General features: G+C 47.5%; 20 protein-coding genes. 3 read left to right on the forward strand and 17 right to left on the reverse strand.

Annotated elements, in window-relative coordinates; genetic code table 11:
* Positions 1-19 precede the first annotated feature (19 nt).
* Positions 20-1678, forward strand: a complete 1659-nt coding sequence (locus H591_RS0109195) for a nitrite/sulfite reductase (RefSeq protein WP_022966658.1) — start codon at positions 20-22, stop codon at positions 1676-1678.
* Positions 1662-2159, forward strand: coding sequence for a DUF934 domain-containing protein (locus H591_RS0109200; RefSeq protein ID WP_022966659.1), 498 nt, complete (start codon positions 1662-1664; stop codon positions 2157-2159). The genes H591_RS0109195 and H591_RS0109200 overlap by 17 nt, the downstream gene beginning before the upstream one ends.
* Positions 2160-2416: 257 nt before the next feature.
* On the opposite strand, the gene H591_RS0109205 is transcribed toward H591_RS0109200, so the two are convergent.
* The 15 genes from H591_RS0109205 to H591_RS0109275 all read right to left on the reverse strand — a co-directional run bounded on the left by H591_RS0109205 (position 2417) and on the right by H591_RS0109275 (position 14876).
* Positions 2417-3409, reverse strand: a complete 993-nt coding sequence (locus H591_RS0109205; RefSeq protein ID WP_022966660.1) for an OmpA family protein — start codon at positions 3407-3409, stop codon at positions 2417-2419.
* Between the two features lie 71 nt (positions 3410-3480).
* Positions 3481-4068: an RNA polymerase sigma factor SigX gene (sigX, locus tag H591_RS0109210; RefSeq protein ID WP_022966661.1), complete on the reverse strand. Its 588-nt coding sequence runs from the start codon at positions 4066-4068 to the stop codon at positions 3481-3483.
* Positions 4069-4146: 78 nt separating this feature from the next.
* A complete protein-coding gene (locus H591_RS0109215) occupies positions 4147-4971 on the reverse strand; it encodes a mechanosensitive ion channel family protein (RefSeq protein WP_022966662.1) in 825 nt (274 codons plus the stop codon).
* Between the two features lie 2 nt (positions 4972-4973).
* A complete protein-coding gene (locus H591_RS0109220) occupies positions 4974-5216 on the reverse strand; it encodes a hypothetical protein (protein WP_028244318.1) in 243 nt (80 codons plus the stop codon).
* Positions 5217-5278: 62 nt separating this feature from the next.
* Positions 5279-6274 (reverse strand): CorA family divalent cation transporter, encoded by a 996-nt coding sequence (locus H591_RS0109225; RefSeq protein WP_028244319.1) that lies wholly within the window; start codon positions 6272-6274, stop codon positions 5279-5281.
* Positions 6275-6297: 23 nt separating this feature from the next.
* The gene (gene rraA / locus H591_RS0109230) at positions 6298-6783 is read right to left on the reverse strand and encodes a ribonuclease E activity regulator RraA (protein WP_022966665.1); all 486 of its coding nucleotides are present in this window, start codon (positions 6781-6783) and stop codon (positions 6298-6300) included.
* A 174-nt stretch (positions 6784-6957) separates the two neighbouring features.
* Positions 6958-7938 (reverse strand): RNA polymerase sigma factor RpoS, encoded by a 981-nt coding sequence (gene rpoS / locus H591_RS15145; protein ID WP_022966666.1) that lies wholly within the window; start codon positions 7936-7938, stop codon positions 6958-6960.
* Between the two features lie 97 nt (positions 7939-8035).
* On the reverse strand, positions 8036-8872 hold the full coding sequence (locus tag H591_RS0109240; RefSeq protein WP_232362428.1) for a peptidoglycan DD-metalloendopeptidase family protein: 837 nt from the start codon (positions 8870-8872) through the stop codon (positions 8036-8038).
* 40 nt (positions 8873-8912) lie between these two features.
* Complete coding sequence (locus tag H591_RS0109245) at positions 8913-9824, reverse strand: DUF368 domain-containing protein (RefSeq protein WP_022966668.1); 912 nt, start codon at positions 9822-9824, stop codon at positions 8913-8915.
* The gene (locus H591_RS0109250; protein WP_022966669.1) at positions 9821-10498 is read right to left on the reverse strand and encodes a protein-L-isoaspartate(D-aspartate) O-methyltransferase; all 678 of its coding nucleotides are present in this window, start codon (positions 10496-10498) and stop codon (positions 9821-9823) included. Before H591_RS0109250 ends, H591_RS0109245 begins: the two co-directional genes overlap by 4 nt.
* Positions 10495-11244: a 5'/3'-nucleotidase SurE gene (surE, locus tag H591_RS0109255; protein WP_022966670.1), complete on the reverse strand. Its 750-nt coding sequence runs from the start codon at positions 11242-11244 to the stop codon at positions 10495-10497. The genes H591_RS0109250 and surE overlap by 4 nt, the downstream gene beginning before the upstream one ends.
* Positions 11232-12290: a tRNA pseudouridine(13) synthase TruD gene (gene truD / locus H591_RS0109260; protein WP_022966671.1), complete on the reverse strand. Its 1059-nt coding sequence runs from the start codon at positions 12288-12290 to the stop codon at positions 11232-11234. The genes surE and truD overlap by 13 nt, the downstream gene beginning before the upstream one ends.
* The gene (gene ispF, locus H591_RS0109265; protein ID WP_022966672.1) at positions 12287-12760 is read right to left on the reverse strand and encodes a 2-C-methyl-D-erythritol 2,4-cyclodiphosphate synthase; all 474 of its coding nucleotides are present in this window, start codon (positions 12758-12760) and stop codon (positions 12287-12289) included. Before ispF ends, truD begins: the two co-directional genes overlap by 4 nt.
* Positions 12761-12844: 84 nt before the next feature.
* On the reverse strand, positions 12845-13693 hold the full coding sequence (gene fghA, locus H591_RS0109270) for an S-formylglutathione hydrolase (RefSeq protein WP_022966673.1): 849 nt from the start codon (positions 13691-13693) through the stop codon (positions 12845-12847).
* 70 nt (positions 13694-13763) lie between these two features.
* Positions 13764-14876, reverse strand: coding sequence for an S-(hydroxymethyl)glutathione dehydrogenase/class III alcohol dehydrogenase (locus H591_RS0109275; protein ID WP_022966674.1), 1113 nt, complete (start codon positions 14874-14876; stop codon positions 13764-13766).
* A 149-nt stretch (positions 14877-15025) separates the two neighbouring features.
* Between H591_RS0109275 and H591_RS16065 the strand changes: the two genes are divergently transcribed.
* Complete coding sequence (locus tag H591_RS16065) at positions 15026-15199, forward strand: hypothetical protein (RefSeq protein WP_022966675.1); 174 nt, start codon at positions 15026-15028, stop codon at positions 15197-15199.
* A gap of 53 nt (positions 15200-15252) precedes the next feature.
* Here the strand turns inward: H591_RS16065 and H591_RS0109285 are convergent, their stop codons facing one another.
* Complete coding sequence (locus H591_RS0109285; RefSeq protein WP_022966676.1) at positions 15253-16362, reverse strand: cyclic nucleotide-binding domain-containing protein; 1110 nt, start codon at positions 16360-16362, stop codon at positions 15253-15255.
* A gap of 61 nt (positions 16363-16423) precedes the next feature.
* Positions 16424-17770, reverse strand: coding sequence for a hypothetical protein (locus tag H591_RS0109290; protein ID WP_028244321.1), 1347 nt, complete (start codon positions 17768-17770; stop codon positions 16424-16426).
* Positions 17771-17853 lie beyond the last annotated feature (83 nt).

Raw genomic sequence — 17853 nt, forward strand, 5'->3', positions numbered from 1 at the left:
CCTTGATACAGGGATCTCCATGTATATTTACGACAACTACGATCAACAAATCGTTGAAGATCGCGTACGCCAATTTCGCGATCAAACCCGCCGTTATTTTGCTGGCGAACTCACTGAAGATGAGTACTTACCGTTGCGCTTACAAAATGGCCTATATGTACAGCGTCATGCGCCAATGCTGCGTATTGCCGTGCCTTACGGCTTACTGGCAAGCAGACAGCTGCGCAAGCTAGCAGACATCACGCGTAAATATGACAAAGGCTATGCGCACATCACCACGCGTACCAACGTGCAACTGAACTGGCCGGCCCTGGAAAATGTACCGGATATTCTAGAAGAGTTGGCCAGCGTACAAATGCACGCTATCCAAACCAGCGGTAACTGCATCCGTAACACCACCACCGACCAGTTCGCAGGTGTGGCGCGCGATGAGAGCATTGACCCGCGCCCATGGTGCGAAATTATTCGTCAGTGGTCGACCTTCCACCCAGAGTTTGCGCGCTTACCGCGCAAGTTCAAAATCGCTGTCAATGGCTGCGCAAGCGATCGCGCGGCCATTGAAGTACATGACATTGGCCTCGAAGCCGTGCACAACGATGCTGGCGAGTTGGGCTTTCGTGTTTTAGTCGGTGGCGGTTTAGGTCGCACACCGATTGTCGGCAGCTGCATTAATGAATTTGTACCTTGGCAGCATCTGCTGGGCTACTTAGAGTCTATTTTGCGCGTTTACAATCGCTTTGGCCGTCGTGACAATAAATTTAAAGCGCGGATTAAAATCTTAGTTAAAGCGCTGACGCCAACGGTGTTTGCTGAGCGTGTCGCTGAAGAGTGGGCACATTTAAAAGACGGTCCAATCACCCTGACCGAAGCAGAAGTGCAACGTGTTTCTAAGCACTTCACTGATCCGGCTTATTTAGAGTTAAGCGATCAAGATCAAGAACTGGCTGCTTTAGATGCAGAGCATCCAGGTTTTGCCCGCTGGCGCAGCCGCAACGTCGTTGCACATAAAAAGCCTGGTTATGCGGCCGTCACTTTATCACTGAAAAAAACTGGCATTGCTCCGGGTGATGTCACCGAAAAACAACTGGACAAAATCGCCGACCTGGCTGATCAATACAGTTTCTCGGAAGTGCGCAACACTCATGAGCAAAATATGGTGCTGGCGGATGTTGAGCAGCGTAAACTTTTTGAGCTTTGGGAAGTTCTGCGTGAGCATGGTTTTGCTACACCTAACATTGGCCTGCTCAGCGACATTATCTGCTGCCCAGGCGGCGATTTCTGCGCCCTTGCCAATGCCAAATCAATTCCAGTAGCAGAAGCCATTCAAGAGCGTTTTGACAATCTCGACTACTTGTTTGATATCGGTGATTTAGACCTCAATATTTCTGGCTGCATGAACGCTTGCGGTCATCACCACATTGGCCACATTGGTATTCTCGGTGTAGATAAAAAAGGCGAAGAGTTTTATCAAGTATCGCTTGGCGGTAGCAGCGGTCGTGAAGCCAGCTTAGGCAAAATCCTCGGCCCTTCTTTTGCCCAAGATGCAATGCCTGACGTTATTAGTAAACTGATTGATGTCTATATCGAACAGCGTACCGAAGAAGAACACTTTATTGATACATACAAACGCATTGGCATCGATAAATTTAAGGAGCGCGTGTATGCGAGCAATAATTAAGAACGATCAGGTTATTGATGATCAATGGACGCTGCTTAGCGCTGAAGCGGATTTAGATGAAGCCCTGCGCACTGAACAGGCGATTATTCCTTTTGCACTTTGGCAAGAGCATAAAAGCCAACTGCAAGCAGTGAAACCTTTAGGTGTGTGGCTGGAGTCGAATCAAGCGGTAGAAGACTTGGCAGAAGACCTTGCGTACTTTTCGGTGGTGGCGTTGAACTTCCCAGTGTTCACTGATGGTCGACACTTTAGTAGCGCACGCTTACTGCGCGAGCGCTATGCTTACACTGGCGAGATTCGTGCAATTGGTGATGTTGCCCGTGACCAACTGTTCTTTATGCAGCGCTGCGGCTTTGATGCCTACGCAATCCGTGCTGACCGCTGCCCTGTCGATGCGCTACAAAGCTTGACTGACTTCTCTGTTACTTACCAAGCGGCATACGATCAAAGCTTACCCCTGTACCGTCGTCGCACAGCCTAAGCTTTATCTGCTCCAGCAAACACAGCCACGGACGGCTGTGTAACGCAAATCAAGTAAAGCAACGCTGAACAATCTCTTTTATACCTATTACTCGCTAGCACTGATCACTTTTTTGCCGCATTCGGCCAAGATAACCTCTTGCTGTGCGCTCAGAAAACGATTCTGCCTTGAGAATACAAGCATAACAAATTTGCATACATTCTCTAGAACATAAAAAAACCCCAGCCGAAGCTGGGGTTTTTTATAACACAGGCTAATTACTGAGCTTGTGCTTCTACAGATGCTTCTACACGACGGTTGATTGCACGGCCTTCGTTAGTTGCGTTATCAGCAACTGGACGATCTTTACCGTAACCAACTGCGTTAACGCGATCTGCTTCTACGCCATACTGATTAACCAGAGTGTCACGTACTGCAGCAGCACGACGCTCAGACAGTTTTTGGTTGTAAGCAGCATTACCTGTTGAGTCAGTGTGACCTTCAACAGTTGTAGCTGTTTGTGGGTACTGCTTCATGAACTCAGCGAGGTTTTCGATATCGCTGTAGCTGTCTTGTTTAACGTCAGCTTTGTCAAAGTCAAACTTAACATCTAGCTCAACGCGAACAGCTTCTGCTACTTCTTCAACTTCTTCGTAAACAACTGGCTCAACTGGAACTGGCTCAGCAACTGGTGCTGCTGCAGTCTTAGTGCTACCACCGAAGTTCACACCAAAGCCAACACCAGCCATCCACTCAGCTTGGTTGTTGTCAAAGCCGTACATACCATCAACGCTTGCTTTAGCAAATACGTTTTCAGTGAAGTAGTACTTAGCACCGGCACCAACGTTACCGAAAGTTGTGTGATCACGACCAGTGCGTGGAGTCAAGTTGCTTAGGCTCTGGTGACCAACACCCGCAGATACGAAAGGACGTAAGCCTACGCCAGGAGTACCGAAGTGGTAAGTAGCGTCTAAAGAAGACAGGTTGCCTTTAACATTTTTACGGCCACGTGCACCGAAATCCTGACGATCGTCAGAACGGATATCGTGGTACTCACCGTAAGACAAACCTAATGAAACATCTTCAGTTAAGAAGTAGCTAACAGAACCACCGAAGAGGTTACCGTTGCTCATATCACGAACGCTATCAGTGAAGTAACGCTTAGCGAATGCTTCTGCTTCAACAGCACCCTGGCCTTGCGCGAACGCGCCGAAGGAAGATGCAGCTAGCAGAGAACCAATGGCCAAACCCAAGGTGCTTTTAAGTTTCATGTTGTTTATTCCTCATCGTTTTTCTTTGTTTATCCAATGCACCAAGTAAATACTTGGCACACCTATTACTCTTAGTCACCTATTATAGGCGAAAAGTTCTCTCGAAGTCGATCAATTGCACGCTTATAACGCATTTTTGTTGCACTCAAGCCCAAATGCATAATGCTGGCTATATCTTGAAACTCAAGTTCTGCAACAAACCGTAAAATAATAATTTCACGATCAATAGGGTTAACCCCTACAAGCCAGCGATCTAAGTCATTATTCTTAGTATCAATAGGCTCTGGCTCTACTTCTTCATCCAGCGGATTAAGAGATAGCGCATCGAACAAACGGCGCTTACGCCGATCTTTTCTATACTGAGTTGTACACTCATTATAGGTGATACTGTACAACCATGTTTTAAATTTGGACTTCCCTTCAAACTTTTTCAAACCATATAACACTTTAAGCATGATTTCTTGGCTGACATCATCAGCATCACGCTCATTGCCTAAGTAACGCGCGCAAACACTATAGAGAGTGCGCTGATAGCGGCGCATCAACTCTTCGTAAGCGCGGGTAACGTGAAACAATTCGTTTTTAGCATGCACCACAAGCTCCTCATCACTGAGTTCTTGCGGTACATAACGCTGATAAGGCACTTTAATGTCAGTCAAAACAAATTAAACCAGCTATCAAGGTAAATGCTACGTACAACGATAGAGAGCATCGTCACTTAAACTCTGTTTAGAAACTTAGCGACTCATGACCTGCTGCTCAAGCAGTACGCGGTTAGCCAGATAAAACCATTCGCCAGCATCACTTACCAAAATAGTTTTCACTGTACCCATTTCTTCAATGCGCCCCTCAACATCACCTACTTTTACCTGCTGACCAATTTCATAAAGTTCACGCACATAAATACCGGCAATAATTTGACTGGCAACGCCTTTGCTTGCCAGGCCTAGCGCTAAAGCGCCAGCCAAGCCGACGCTCAAGAGCACAATCGCCACCACATAGTTCAATAACTCAGCTTTAATTTCCAACTGACCGATGGCCACAGATACACTGATAATAATAACCATGCTCTGAGCAATACGGCCTAAACCAGCCGCATACTCAAGCCGTACACCTTCTGCCGCGCCTCTAACCATAGTATTGAGAAGCTGTGCCAGCAGCACACCCGCCAGCAGCACTAAAGCGGCAGCGAACATTTTCGGCACATACAGAGCCAGCACATCTAACGTTGCAGAAACACGCTCAAGACCTAACGACTCCGCTGCAGAAATCAAGAAAATCAGCAAGACAAACCAGTATACGATTTTGCCAATCAAGGTTGAAACCTGCGCCTTAATCCCGACTCGTGCCAATAACTTAGTCAAGCCTGTACCGCTCATCAAGCGATCCAGCCCGACCTTGGCCAAGAGTTTAGAAAGCAATGTATCCAATAACTTGGCAACTAAGAACCCTAAAATAACTAAAATCAAAGCGCCAAATAAATTAGGTATAAAGTTAGCTATCTTTGCCCACAAGCCACTCATGGCTCCGACGAGATTTTGTGTCCAAGAATCAAGTTGCATATTTATTCAGCCTTATTAGCAATATCTTTTGCAGATAAATTCGATACAGGTTTTATATGTTCAGAGCCACTACTTAATGCAATCAGCACCGACTCTAATGCACGCCCAAACAGTCCGAATAAAGCACCAGCACCGACTTGGCGATTGGCTTTTTTAAGCACTTTATCAAGCGAGGCGTCATCATTGCTTTGCGCTTGCGGTTTATTAAGCATATCACGCAGCGACTGCTCAAAAGGGTCGTGCACCATAATCAGCTTTATTCCTATGAAATGGGCATTGTTTTATATAAGCAACGCTTATTGTTTCATTATACCCAGCGCAGCCAGCGAAAAAATAGCCACTGGCCAAAAGCCAGTATTGCCAACACTAAACATGACAGGATAAATCCGTACGGCTGCTCAGACCCGGGAATTCCGCCAACATTAATTCCCAGCAAGCCAGTCACAAAAGTCATCGGCAAGAAAAACCCAGTAATAATCGCCAACAAATACATAGTACGCCCCATCCGCTCATTACGGCGACGATGTTCGGTTTCAAGAATTAAACCGACGCGCTCACGGGTCAGCTCTAACTCTTCAAGGTGTAGGGTTAAGCGGTTATTGAGTTCATTCCAATACATGGCATCATCAGCCAAAAACCATGATTCCTGCGTGCGTGTTAATGCTAAAAAGACATCCCTTTGCGGCGCTAAGAACCTGCGTAAATTAGCCGCTGTGCGCCGTGCTTGTAACATGCCTAAAGGAGAAGGAATATAGAGTTCATCGCTGTCTGCTCGCGCCTCTTCTTGATCCACTGTGTCGCCTAAGTCGCTCACGACACGCTCCACTCGATCAGTCAGGCTTTGCGCTAGAAAAAGCAGTACCTCAGCAGTATTTTTAGGCCCCTGACCTTTCTCAAGAGCCTTCAGCAAATCACCGGTGATCTGCACGGGCCGTTGGCGCAATGAGTAAAGATGTTTGGCATTGGCGAAAATACGCAATGAAACCATATCCTCTGGGTCAGCTTGAGGATTAAGATTAATTGCGCGTAAAAACAAAAGCAGTTCTTGATTCTCTAAGCGCAACAAGCGTGGCCGAGTATTCTCCTCGAGTAAAAGGTCCCGTGAGAACTCGCTTAAGCCACTGCTTTCACGCAACCATTGCTCTGTACGCAGATGACTGCGCTCCCAATGCAACCATAAACTTTGTTGCGCGCTAAGCTGTAAGTTTTCTAACTGAGCAAAACTTATCGTCTCTGCACTACCATAGCCATCAAGCACGAAAGCATGCAGCAAGCCTTGGCTAAGTCGATCAGAATGCGGCATGCTCATAGTCAATAAGTACCCTATTATTCCGGCATACGCAGTGCAGTTGCTGAAACAATAATGCCGTTATTGTCGGCATAGACAAACGCACCAGGACGGAAGGTGACTCCCGCAAACGTGACGACCACATTCAAATCACCAATATCACGCTTATCGGTTTTCATTGGATGACTGGCCAATGCTTGAATGCCTAAATCAGTTTGCGCTAAAACATCAACATCACGCACACAGCCGTAGACAATAATGCCTTCCCAGCCATTTTGTGCTGCTTTTTCCGCGAGCATATCACCGAGCAGTGCACGACGTAATGAACCACCGCCATCAACCACCATCACTTTACCGTGACCCGGTTGTGCGACTTGCGCCTTAACCACTGAGTTATCTTCATGACACTTAACCGTGACGATCTCACCGCCAAAAGAGTCGCGACCACCAAAATTGGCAAACATTGGCTCGACAACCTCGACATCAGGGTAAGCATCACATAGATCAGGGGTTACATACTGCATGGCGTTTTCCTTTTACGGTGTGTAGTTGTATAAACGGCAGACAGTTTAGCGCAAATCCCCAGCAACGATAAGTGGCTATACGTTTACTCTGAAAAGACCAATCACTGAGCCAGATTTAAAAACAACAAAGCCCTGCACTAAGGTTAGTTACAGGGCTGATTATTCAATCTACAGCTACGAGTGAAATAACAACTCACTGGAGAGACCATTACTCTCGAGCATCGTACGCAATCGTGTTAAAGCATCCACTTGGATTTGCCGTACACGCTCACGCGTCAAACTCATTGCATTGCCAATTTCTTGCAACGTTTGACAATCATGCCCGCGCAAACCAAAACGTCGCTCTACCACCTCTCTTTGCCGAGCATTGAGTGCAGCAACCCACTGTTCAATACTCGCAGCCAAATCATCGCGTTGAATAAAATCACTTGGATCACTATTATTTTCATCCACCAATATGTCTAATAAATTCATTTCAGAATCATGGGTATTGGCGGCATCCAGCGACAGTGCATGCTCGTTAAACTCAATCATTTGCTGAACATAGCTGACCGGCTGCTGGATATAGCTAGCAATGGCCTCAATGCTTGGCTCTTGACTGCTTTGCTGAGTAAGTTCGCGTACTGCTTTTAGATAGGCATTGAGCTCTTTGGATACATGCACAGGTAAGCGCACAACGCGGGCCGAGTTCATGATGCCGCGCTCAACTGATTGGCGAATCCACCATGTCGCGTAAGTTGAGAAACGAAACCCCCGCTCAGGATCAAACTTCTCTACGGCTCGAATCAGGCCTAAATTACCCTCTTCGATTAAATCTAGCAGGGTCAAGCCGCGATTCTGATAGCGTTTAGCAATGCTAACAACCAAGCGTAAATTACACTCGATCATCCTATCGCGCGCAGCACTATCGCCCTGCAAAGCACTGCGTGCATAAGCCACTTCTTGCTCAGCAGTTAATAGCGGTGGCAGGCCTATTGCATCCAGATACATTTGCGTCGCATCTAAAGACCTTGGAGCCTCTGATGTGCTGCTGGGCAGCTTATATAGTGCCGGCTCAACATCGCTTAACTGCATCGTGCTCTGTACACAAGCATCGTCCTCTTCCGTAAGTCCGCGCTTATCAACATACTGTAGAGCTAAATCCATTCCAGTCATGTCTTATTATCCTATTCCATATCAGACAATACTTTGCAGCGTATTCAGTCAATACAACTGCAGGTTAATCATCTACTGGCTTAATAGGATCAATAAGTTACTGCTTTGGAAGATACTGAAGTGGATCTACAGGCTTACCTTGGCGACGTATTTCAAAGTGCACCTTAACCTGATCTGTTCCGGTAGAACCCATTTCTGCAATCTGCTGCCCTGCTTTAACTTGTTGCCCCTCATTGACCAGTAGACGTCGGTTGTGGCCATAAGCACTGATGAAGGTGTCATTGTGTTTAATAATCACCAGCTCGCCATAACCACGCAAACCACTGCCAGCATATACAACACTGCCAGACGCTGTTGCAATCACAGGCTGACCGAGCTTACCGGCGATATCAATGCCTTTATTCAAACTAGTGTTTGAAGAATATAAGCCAACCAGCGTGCCAGTCGCAGGCCAGAGCCATTTGCCTTGCCCGCCAGCAGAAACGGGAGTAGAAGTTTGTTTCGAAACTGTGACACGTTGCTCTTGCTTAGGCACCAATACAGGCTTAGGTGGCGCAGTTGCAACAGGTCTTTTAGCCGCTGTACGAACAGGTGCTTTCGCGACAACTGTCGCACGTGGCGCATTGGAGAAATGAATTCTTTGCCCAGGCACAATGGTATAAGGCGCAGGAATGCCATTGCGTGCAGCTAACGCTTTCCAATCCCAGCCAAAGCGAAAGGCAATCGAATACAAGGTGTCACCACGTTGCACAATGTATTGGCCGCTGGTGACAGGATTGGCCTGACGCTGCTTGGCCCCGTGACTGCGGTCAACAACAGGTGTTTTACCTGAATTGCCTGCACAACCCACTAGCACGCTGCTTAATAGCACTAGCAACAACCATCGTCTAGTCGCTATCTTCAGGCTTAATGACCCGCATTGAACTGCTTTCAAACCGCACTCCTTGAGTATTTGACGGTGCACTGCTGTATTTTTATCGACGAGCATAACGCTCAAGCCCCAGTACAATGACAACAGCAAAGATCGCTAATATTACGGCAGGCATCAACTGTGCATCCACTTGAAACATGTCGGCAAAGTGCCAGGGAGAAAGATTATCCTGCAACACTGGCACTTCCACGCCATGGCTATCAGTGCGCCAACTGATAGTCTGCTTCCATGGCCATACTTTATTTAACGAGCCAAACATAATACCAGTTAGCAATGCCAGGGTTACATCTCTAAAGCGCTGCAGAGCGGCTTGCAGAATACGCGCAAAAGCAAGCAAACCAAACAAACAGCCGCCAGCAAAAACCAGTAGAACACTTAGCTGAAATTGTTTAACAGCCAGTAAAATCGTTGGATAAAGCCCCATCAGCACCAAAATAAAACTGCCAGAAATACCGGGCAAAATCATCGCGCAAATTGCAATGGCCCCAGCCACAAATAAGCTTAGCGGGTCATGCCCCCAAGCTATCGGTGAAGCCACTGTAATCCACCAAGCAAAGCCCGCACCCACAGCAAAAGCCAGCCAGCGACTTAGATTCCAGCGCTGGATATCACGTCCGACCAAGTAGCAAGAAACCAGAATCAAACCGAAGAAAAATGACCACAAGGCAATCGGCTGAGTTTCTAACAACCAAGTAATCAAACGCGCAAGGCTAAATACGCTAAACAAAATCCCAGCAAACAAGATCAACAAAAAATTAGCATTGGCCAATTGCCAAGCATTTTTTATTTGCCCTTTCAGAAGAAGCAAGACTGCTTCTGGGATCCGTGACAAAGCACCTAATAACTCATCATAAATACCGGTAATAAAAGCCACAGTGCCACCGGAGACACCAGGCACAACATCAGCTGCACCCATGGCCATGCCTTTTACAAATAATAAGAATTTGTTTTTCACGCTAAAGTCCCGCTCAGCAAAGGAACAAAACGCGCGCCCTCCAGAGCATGTCGCACAAAGCCATGCTCTTCACGCACAATCAACAACAACTGCTGGTCATTACCTTCACCAACAGGAATCACTAATCGGCCACCAACAGCCAACTGATCCAATAATGCTTGGGGCACTTCACTTGCTCCTGCTGTGACAATAATACCGTTATAAGGCGCCAAAGCATTCCAGCCATCCCAGCCATCACCCCAGCGATACACCACATTACGTAAGTTCAGCTCGGCTAACTGCTCTTTAGCCCGCTCTTGTAGCGACTGAATACGCTCAACCGAGAAAACCCGCTCAACTAACTGCGCCAGAACGGCGGTTTGATAGCCAGAGCCGGTACCGATCTCAAGCACTTTATCTAAAGGACCATTGGCTAATAAAAGCTCAGTCATGCGCCCCACCATGTAGGGCTGCGAAATCGTCTGGTTATTACCAATAGGCAGCGCTGTATCCTCATATGCGCGATGGGATAAAGCTTCATCAACAAACAGGTGTCGAGGAGTACGGCGGATCACTTCCAGTACTTTTGAGTTGCTTAAGCCCTCATCGTAGAGACGCTGAATCAAGCGCTCACGAGTACGCTGCGAGGTCATACCAATCCCACGGCGCTGTATATCATCCTGCTGAAAACTCACAACACACCCTCCAGCCATTGCTTGACGTCATCCATCTGTGGATGAAATGTACGATCCAGTTGCAACGGCGTAATCGATACATAGCCTTGAGCGACGGCGTGAAAATCTGTGCCTTCAGCACCGTCTTCCACCTCGCCAGCAGCGGCTAACCAATAACATTCTTTACCGCGCGGATTGACCGTACGTACCGGCGCTGCCGCACGTGCGCGATGACCAAGACGCGTCAGCTTAATGCCTTTGATTTGCTCAAGCGGCAAGTCCGGCACATTAACATTAAATACCGTACGCGGCGCTAAGGATAAATGGCTGTGCGACTCAATCAAGCGACGGGCAAACCAAGCCGCGCTGGCTAAGTTATGCGTCTGGCGTGACAACAAAGAAAAGGCAAAAGACGGCAACTGCAAAAAGCGTCCTTCTAGTGCTGCTGCCACCGTCCCCGAATACAGCACATCGTCACCCAAGTTAGCACCTAAGTTAATTCCAGCGACCACCATATCCATAGGATCTGGTAACAGACCATTAAGTCCTAAATGCACGCAATCTGTAGGAGTGCCATTCAAGCTGATATAACCATTACTTAGCGTCTGCGGATGCAAAGGGCGATCTAAGGTCAATGAACTGCTGGCACCGCTACAGTCTTGATCAGGAGCGATAATCGAGCACTTGGCATAGTCACTCAGTGCTGCATGTAAAGCTGACAAACCCGGTGCATTCACACCATCATCATTAGCAATTAAAATTCGCACGCATGTACCGCCTCAGTTACCGATAAAAGATCCACCAACTCACGTAGCACCACCGTCGCAAAACAGCCGGGTGGCAAAATAAACTGCAACCGTAAACAGTCTTCAGTTGGGAAACTCCAGGCTAAATCACGCACGGGCAGACGCAAAATACGTCGTTCCTGTTGCAGACTTGCACGCTCCAACCAAGTACATAATTGTGCTAACGTTGCTGCTACTTGCTGCTCATCGTGCAAGGTTTGCGCCTGACTAGCTAGCTCGCCCTCTCCCCATAACGGACCAGTGGGATGCACATCAAGCTCAGCTAAGCGCGGGTCATTGCACTCGTCAGGCCCTGCAATAAAAAAACTACGACTGCCGGTAAAGGCCAACACATCACCCTCTTGCGCGGTATTCCAAGTCGAACTCTGCACACGCTGAGCTAAGACACGATTAAACAACGCACTACGCCCGGTGGATAATAAGCGTGAACGTAAGTTGCGCTGCACCGGCAGTTCGTTGCGCTGCGCATACTCAAGGGCGCCCAGCAGGTTATTACCGTTTTCACCAAAGCGCTGCAAACCAAAGTAATTTGGCACGCCATGCGCTGCAATGGTTTGTAAACGCTCTTGCAGGGCAACATGATCAGCTTTTAGATCCGTTAAGCGAATGGTAAAACCATTGGCCGAGTGCGCGCCACGCTGCAGTTTACGACTGTGGCGCTGGATATCTAAAATACGTAAATCTTCACCCGCAGCCGCGCTCAGCTGTGGATCGCTTTTACCTGGCAAATGAATGCTAAACCACTGTCGAGTTAAGGCTTGACGATCTTTTAAGCCGGCATAGCTGATTTGTCGTAATGACACACCCGCAGCTTTAGCCAAACGACGTGCAGCTTCTTCAGTGTTTAATAGACGCTTTTCCACCCATAGCCATAGGTGTTCACCGCTGCCAGACAAGGGAATATCCAATACCTCGTCCACTTGAAAATCTTCAGCGCAGGCTTTTAGTTGTGCGGTACCGCAGGACTCACCCCAAGCTAAAGGGCCAAGCAACTCTAAACTATTCATTGTTTAACCAACATCACCACAGCATGCGCTGCGATACCTTCTTCACGCCCGACAAACCCTAAACCTTCGGTGGTGGTCGCTTTAACATTGACTTGATCCACAGCGATATTGAGATCGGCGGCAATATTTTCACGCATCGCCACGATGTGCGGCGCCATTTTCGGCGCTTGCGCTAAAACAGTACTGTCAACATTACCGACTGACCAACCTGCTTGATCGAGTAAAACAACAACCTTGCGTAGCAGTTGCCGACTATCCGCACCTTTATAGGCCGGATCAGTATCAGGAAAGTGCTGACCAATATCGCCTAAGGCGGCAGCGCCTAATAAAGCATCAGTCAGCGCATGCAATAAGACATCGCCATCAGAGTGCGCTACAAAACTTTTATTGTGTGCAATCTGCACACCGCCCAAAGTAATAAAACTTCCAATCTGAAAGCGGTGTACATCATAGCCATGACCTATACGCATGCTGTTACCTAGCTATTAAAAACAGGCGCCATTCTACACATATTCAGCATTGTTGGCCTGAAGCGCCTGTAAATCATTACAGCATTATGCCGAACAGAGAGCTCGCGCATGAAACCGCAAGTGTTCATCAATAAAGCTGGCAATAAAGTAATAGCTATGATCATAGCCCGGCTGCATCCGCAATGTGAGTGGATAGCCTGCACGCTCGGCGGCATCTTGCAAAGCGGCAGGCTTAAGTTGCTCGACTAAAAAGTTATCCGCCTCACCTTGATCAATCAGCATTGGCAGATGCTGAGTTGCTTGCGCCATTAACGCACTGGCATCCCACTCCATCCAGCTCTCACGCTGAGTACCGAGGTAGTTAGAGAAGGCTTTCTCACCCCAAGGGCACTGAGTGGGCTGACAAATCGGCGCAAAAGCTGAAACCGATTGATAACGCTGCGGCTCACGCAAAGCAGCAATTAAGGCGCCATGACCACCCATCGAATGACCACTGATGCTGCGCTTATCCGAGACAGGTAAATGCTTTTCAACTAAAGCAGGCAGCTCATTAACCACGTAATCATACATACGGTAATGTTGAGCCCAGGGCTCTTGCGTGGCATTGATATAAAAACCGGCGCCCAAACCAAAGTCCCAAGCGCCTTCTGGATCATCCGCAACACCTTCACCACGGGGACTGGTATCTGGCGCAACGATAATTAAACCTAGCTCTGCAGCAGCTTTCAGCGCTCCGGCTTTTTGCATAAAATTTTCATCGGTGCAGGTTAATCCGGACAGCCAATACAGTACTGGCAAAGGCTTACCCAAATCAGCCTGCGGCGGTAGATACACGGCAAACTGCATACTGCAATTGAGCACACTGGACTGATGCTGATAGCGTAAATGCTGGCCGCCAAAGACTTTATTAGCTGACAGTTGTTGTAACGACATCATTACCTCCAAAGACATAGGTCAGGACAAACAAAACTTAACTGCCTGCCCTAACTCATGTGGTTGTTGATTAAAAATGAATAACGCTACGAATACTCTTACCTTCGTGCATCAAATCAAATGCTTTATTAATATCTTCTAAACCCATGGTGTGAGTAATAAAAGTATCTAACGGAATCTCACCACTTTGCGCTTTTTCTACATAGCCTGGTAATTCAGTACGGCCTTTGACTCCACCGAAGGCACTACCACGCCAGACCCGTCCAGTCACTAACTGAAACGGACGGGTACTGATTTCTTGCCCAGCACCCGCGACACCAATAATCACTGACTCACCCCAGCCTTTATGACAGCTCTCAAGCGCAGCACGCATCAACTGTACATTGCCGACACATTCAAAGGAGTAATCGACGCCGCCATCGGTCATCTCGACGATCACTTCTTGGATAGGTTTGTCAAAATCTTTAGGATTAACGCAATCGGTTGCACCGAGTTCACGGGCAATATCAAACTTACCCGGGTTAATATCAACGGCAATAATACGGCTGGCTTTAGCCATTTTCGCGCCAATAATCGCCGCCAAACCAATTCCGCCCAGGCCAAAAATCGCTACCGTTGCACCCTCTTCCACTTTAGCGGTGTTGAGCACAGCACCAATGCCTGTAGTTACGCCACAACCCAACAAGCAGATCTTCTCTAGCGGTGCATCTTTTGGTACTTTAGCCAGCGATACTTCAGCTACAACGGTGTACTCAGAAAACGTTGAAGTACCCATGTAATGGTAAATCGGCTCACCCTTATAAGAGAAACGCGTGGTGCCATCCGGCATCAAACCTTTACCTTGAGTCTCACGCACGGACTGGCACAGGTTGGTTTTACCTGAAGTACAGAACTTACAGGTACGGCACTCGGCGGTATACAGAGGAATCACATGATCGCCGACGGCAAGTGAGGTGACACCTTCACCGACAGCCTCAACAATACCGCCACCTTCATGGCCTAAAATAGCTGGAAAAATGCCTTCAGGATCATCACCGGATAAAGTAAAAGCATCCGTATGGCACACGCCACTGGCCACAATACGTACCAGCACTTCACCGGCTTGTGGCGGAGCGACATCCACTTCAACAATCTGTAATGGCTGACCTGGACCAAATGCCACTGCGGCACGAGACTTAATCATGGTGTTCTCCAAAGTAGATAGATGCTCCTAGCATAGCAGATGGCGCTGATTAGATAGACCAGTGCATAGATTTCACCGACAACTCAGCGAACTGGAAAAAATCTGTGTATGCTCGATTCTATATTTCCTATTGAGATCGAGTATCAGCTATGTCTAATACACGAGTGAAAGGCTCTAACCAGAAGCGCAGTACACCTGCAGCGCAACAAACCAGCGCATCTTTAGATGCACAGGTTGCGCAATTTCTGGACAGTGGCGGTGCGATTGAAGTGATTCCTCGGGGAGTGAGTGGGCAAGTATTCACGCCCACTAAAAAAGCATAAAACCGCACAACTCACATTACAGTTTGCATACTGACTCAGCACTATCACAATAATTAGCTGCTGCGCTCAAAACGCCCTCCAGAACGTAGCAAATAACCCGAACCGTCTTCGCACAAAAACGCTTCGCGCGGCATTATTGATAAAACGTCAGTACCGCCTCTTAATGCATACGCTTGATAACCCAATTGAGTAAGCAGAAAAACAGCACTTTGACTGCGCTTGCCATCATCGCAATAGCACAAATAAATTTTATCTTTATCCAGTAAGCGCTCTTTTAACCGCAACAAGTCCAACGGCATGTGCAAGGCTTGTGCTGCATGTCCGCGCTCGTATTCATCTAAGCGACGCACATCTAACCACTGCGCACCTTGCGCTAATAGCTGCCCTGCTTGAGCAAATGAAACTTCTTCAGTTACCGGAGCTTTGAGCAACTCTAAAAAATCAGCGCGCTCAAGGTATAGCACACGACTGTCTTCTAACAGAGTAACGGTTGCATTACGCGGCGCATCACTTAATAACGCCTCTTCGCCGAAGCAAGCACCCATTGATAGTTGCGCAAGCACTTGTTCCTGCCCATCGCGACCCTGAGTGACCTCAGCATTGCCACTGCGCAGAAAATAACAGCGATCTCCACGCCCGCCTTCTTCAAGCACAGCACTGCCTTGTGGCAAATCAAGGCGATGTAAACGCTGTAGCATTTCTCGAATGTTGACTGCTGGCACACGGGAAAATAGCGGATTATCAAGAAGCGCTGATAGCCACTCCATATCTTCGCCTTCAGCTTCAAGCTCTAGAAGCAAATCCTGCGATGCCTGGCGCCAAGTCAGCAAGCCTGCTAAACGACTACGCTCAATCAACACTACACTGCAATCGGTCGCAGCCACTAAAGTATAAGGTTCTGCGGTATTGGCAGGAAGCGCATGCTGACTTTCTTCACTGCCAGCCTCGATATAGATCTCAGCACCTTCAGCGGATTGATAAAACAAGTCACCCGAAACTAAAAAACAGGTTTTTTTCAAACTCTCAGACAAGCACACAACTGTTTGCCCAGCCAAAAAGGGCTGGATTAGCAACTCTGCTTTAAGCTCGTTGTACTGCTGAGCAGATAAGGCATTTAACGACGTAAAACCATTCAACTGCAGTGGACTTAGGTAACTGCTCATGCGTTTCCATACTCTTGTTAAATCATAACAAGGCTTATAGGGAAACCCCTCAGCCTTATCACTATATTTTCTTGTGCTTTGAACAGCGGTTTGATTCGCCCTCAACAAAACCACTAGGCGTATTTTCACGCGCCAGAGGTAAACCACACTGCGTATGATCATCAAACTTGGCAGAACACACAGGATCTTCATAATGCGCTAACCAACGTATGTACTGATCTTCAGTCACTGCGCATTTTTTAGCAACATATTGCATCGTTTTTTGTTGATAAAGAGTCATATCTTGCAATGGAATAGTGATATGTCCGACTCCTGGATGACAAGCGACAAACACCATACCAGAACGACTGAGCCGCTCTAAAATCTGTTCACCGCTTTGTCCAGCTTGATCTTGCAGTTGTTTTTTCAACTGCGCCAACTCATTTTCTAGTTGTTGCTCATGCTCTGTTTTATAGGCAAGTTCCACATCCCGAATGGCCACTTGCTCTTTATATTCAACCACGGCAACAGCAATACGTGCCTGTAACTCGTGATCAAACTGTACACGCAATGACTCAACCGCTTCGCGTTCATGTTGCTCAAAAGCACGCAAACGCGCTTGTAAATCCGCACGCAAAGTATTTAAATTCTCTGCTTGTTGAGTGAGTTGCTGTTTAAGCTCAGCGTTCAAGTTTTCTTGTTGCTGTAAATGCTGTTGTAATTTCAGCTGGATTTGCTGCTGTACGCCAAGCTCACTTTGATACTTAACGCGTAATTTTGTCAGCTGCTCTTCGTGCTGAGCTTCTAAAGTACTAATCCGCAGCCTTTGCTGCTTAATAATTTGCGCTGCTTTATGCCGTTGCTCTTGATCTTTTTCACGCTCAAGCTCTGCGGCATTAGCATCCATTTGCGAAGCTGATTCCCAACGATCCTCGGCAGCTATTGTCAGCTGCTCAGTAACAACAAATGGCTCATACAAGTCATCTGACAATAATCCCAAAGTATTCGATTTAACTGCATCTCGCACCATCAAAACGTGATTCTGCTTGGGTGATAAGTCTGGATCCCAAAGATGCATTTGATGCCAAGGCACCGATGATTGACTGCGACACGCCAAGCGGATAGGTCCGGCACCAAGATCAGGCCCACGCCCTGCGCGCTCAGCTAAATGACGTAAAGGGATGTTCCAGCTCGGATCAGCGGCACCTTTCTCATCAAAATCTATATAAAAGAACACCAATGAGCGCACTAATAATCTGGGATTAATCAGCACATACACCGCTTGCATTTGCTGATCAGTAAACTCAGGCATATTGACCATGCCATCCAGCACCGCTTCAAACTCTGGATACAGCATCTGTTTAGAGATTTTCTGGTCCGTGAAAAACATCACGGCCTCAACCATCTGTGGTTTATTTTGTAAGCGCATGACTTCTCTCAAATTAAATGCAGGCACAGCGCATAGACCATGCGCTACAGACTCAAGTTTCACTATAGCAAAACCTAATTCAA

Source organism: Denitrificimonas caeni DSM 24390 (assembly GCF_000421765.1).
GTDB classification, from domain to species: domain Bacteria; phylum Pseudomonadota; class Gammaproteobacteria; order Pseudomonadales; family Pseudomonadaceae; genus Denitrificimonas; species Denitrificimonas caeni.

Excerpts from the sequence above, each read along its gene's own strand:
- H591_RS16065 (WP_022966675.1), top strand. The coding sequence starts at position 15,026 with ATGTCTAATACACGAGTGAAAGGCTCTAACCAGAAGCGCAGTACACCT.
- rraA (WP_022966665.1), bottom strand. The coding sequence starts at position 6,783 with ATGCAGTATGTAACCCCTGATCTATGTGATGCTTACCCTGATGTCGAG.
- H591_RS0109290 (WP_028244321.1), bottom strand. The coding sequence starts at position 17,770 with ATGCGCTTACAAAATAAACCACAGATGGTTGAGGCCGTGATGTTTTTC.
- fghA (WP_022966673.1), bottom strand. The coding sequence starts at position 13,693 with ATGTCGTTACAACAACTGTCAGCTAATAAAGTCTTTGGCGGCCAGCAT.
- H591_RS0109215 (WP_022966662.1), bottom strand. The coding sequence starts at position 4,971 with ATGCAACTTGATTCTTGGACACAAAATCTCGTCGGAGCCATGAGTGGC.
- H591_RS0109275 (WP_022966674.1), bottom strand. The coding sequence starts at position 14,876 with ATGATTAAGTCTCGTGCCGCAGTGGCATTTGGTCCAGGTCAGCCATTA.
- rpoS (WP_022966666.1), bottom strand. The coding sequence starts at position 7,938 with ATGACTGGAATGGATTTAGCTCTACAGTATGTTGATAAGCGCGGACTT.
- H591_RS0109205 (WP_022966660.1), bottom strand. The coding sequence starts at position 3,409 with ATGAAACTTAAAAGCACCTTGGGTTTGGCCATTGGTTCTCTGCTAGCT.
- H591_RS0109200 (WP_022966659.1), top strand. The coding sequence starts at position 1,662 with ATGCGAGCAATAATTAAGAACGATCAGGTTATTGATGATCAATGGACG.
- H591_RS0109195 (WP_022966658.1), top strand. The coding sequence starts at position 20 with ATGTATATTTACGACAACTACGATCAACAAATCGTTGAAGATCGCGTA.
- H591_RS0109225 (WP_028244319.1), bottom strand. The coding sequence starts at position 6,274 with ATGCCGCATTCTGATCGACTTAGCCAAGGCTTGCTGCATGCTTTCGTG.
- H591_RS0109285 (WP_022966676.1), bottom strand. The coding sequence starts at position 16,362 with ATGAGCAGTTACCTAAGTCCACTGCAGTTGAATGGTTTTACGTCGTTA.
- truD (WP_022966671.1), bottom strand. The coding sequence starts at position 12,290 with ATGAATAGTTTAGAGTTGCTTGGCCCTTTAGCTTGGGGTGAGTCCTGC.
- ispF (WP_022966672.1), bottom strand. The coding sequence starts at position 12,760 with ATGCGTATAGGTCATGGCTATGATGTACACCGCTTTCAGATTGGAAGT.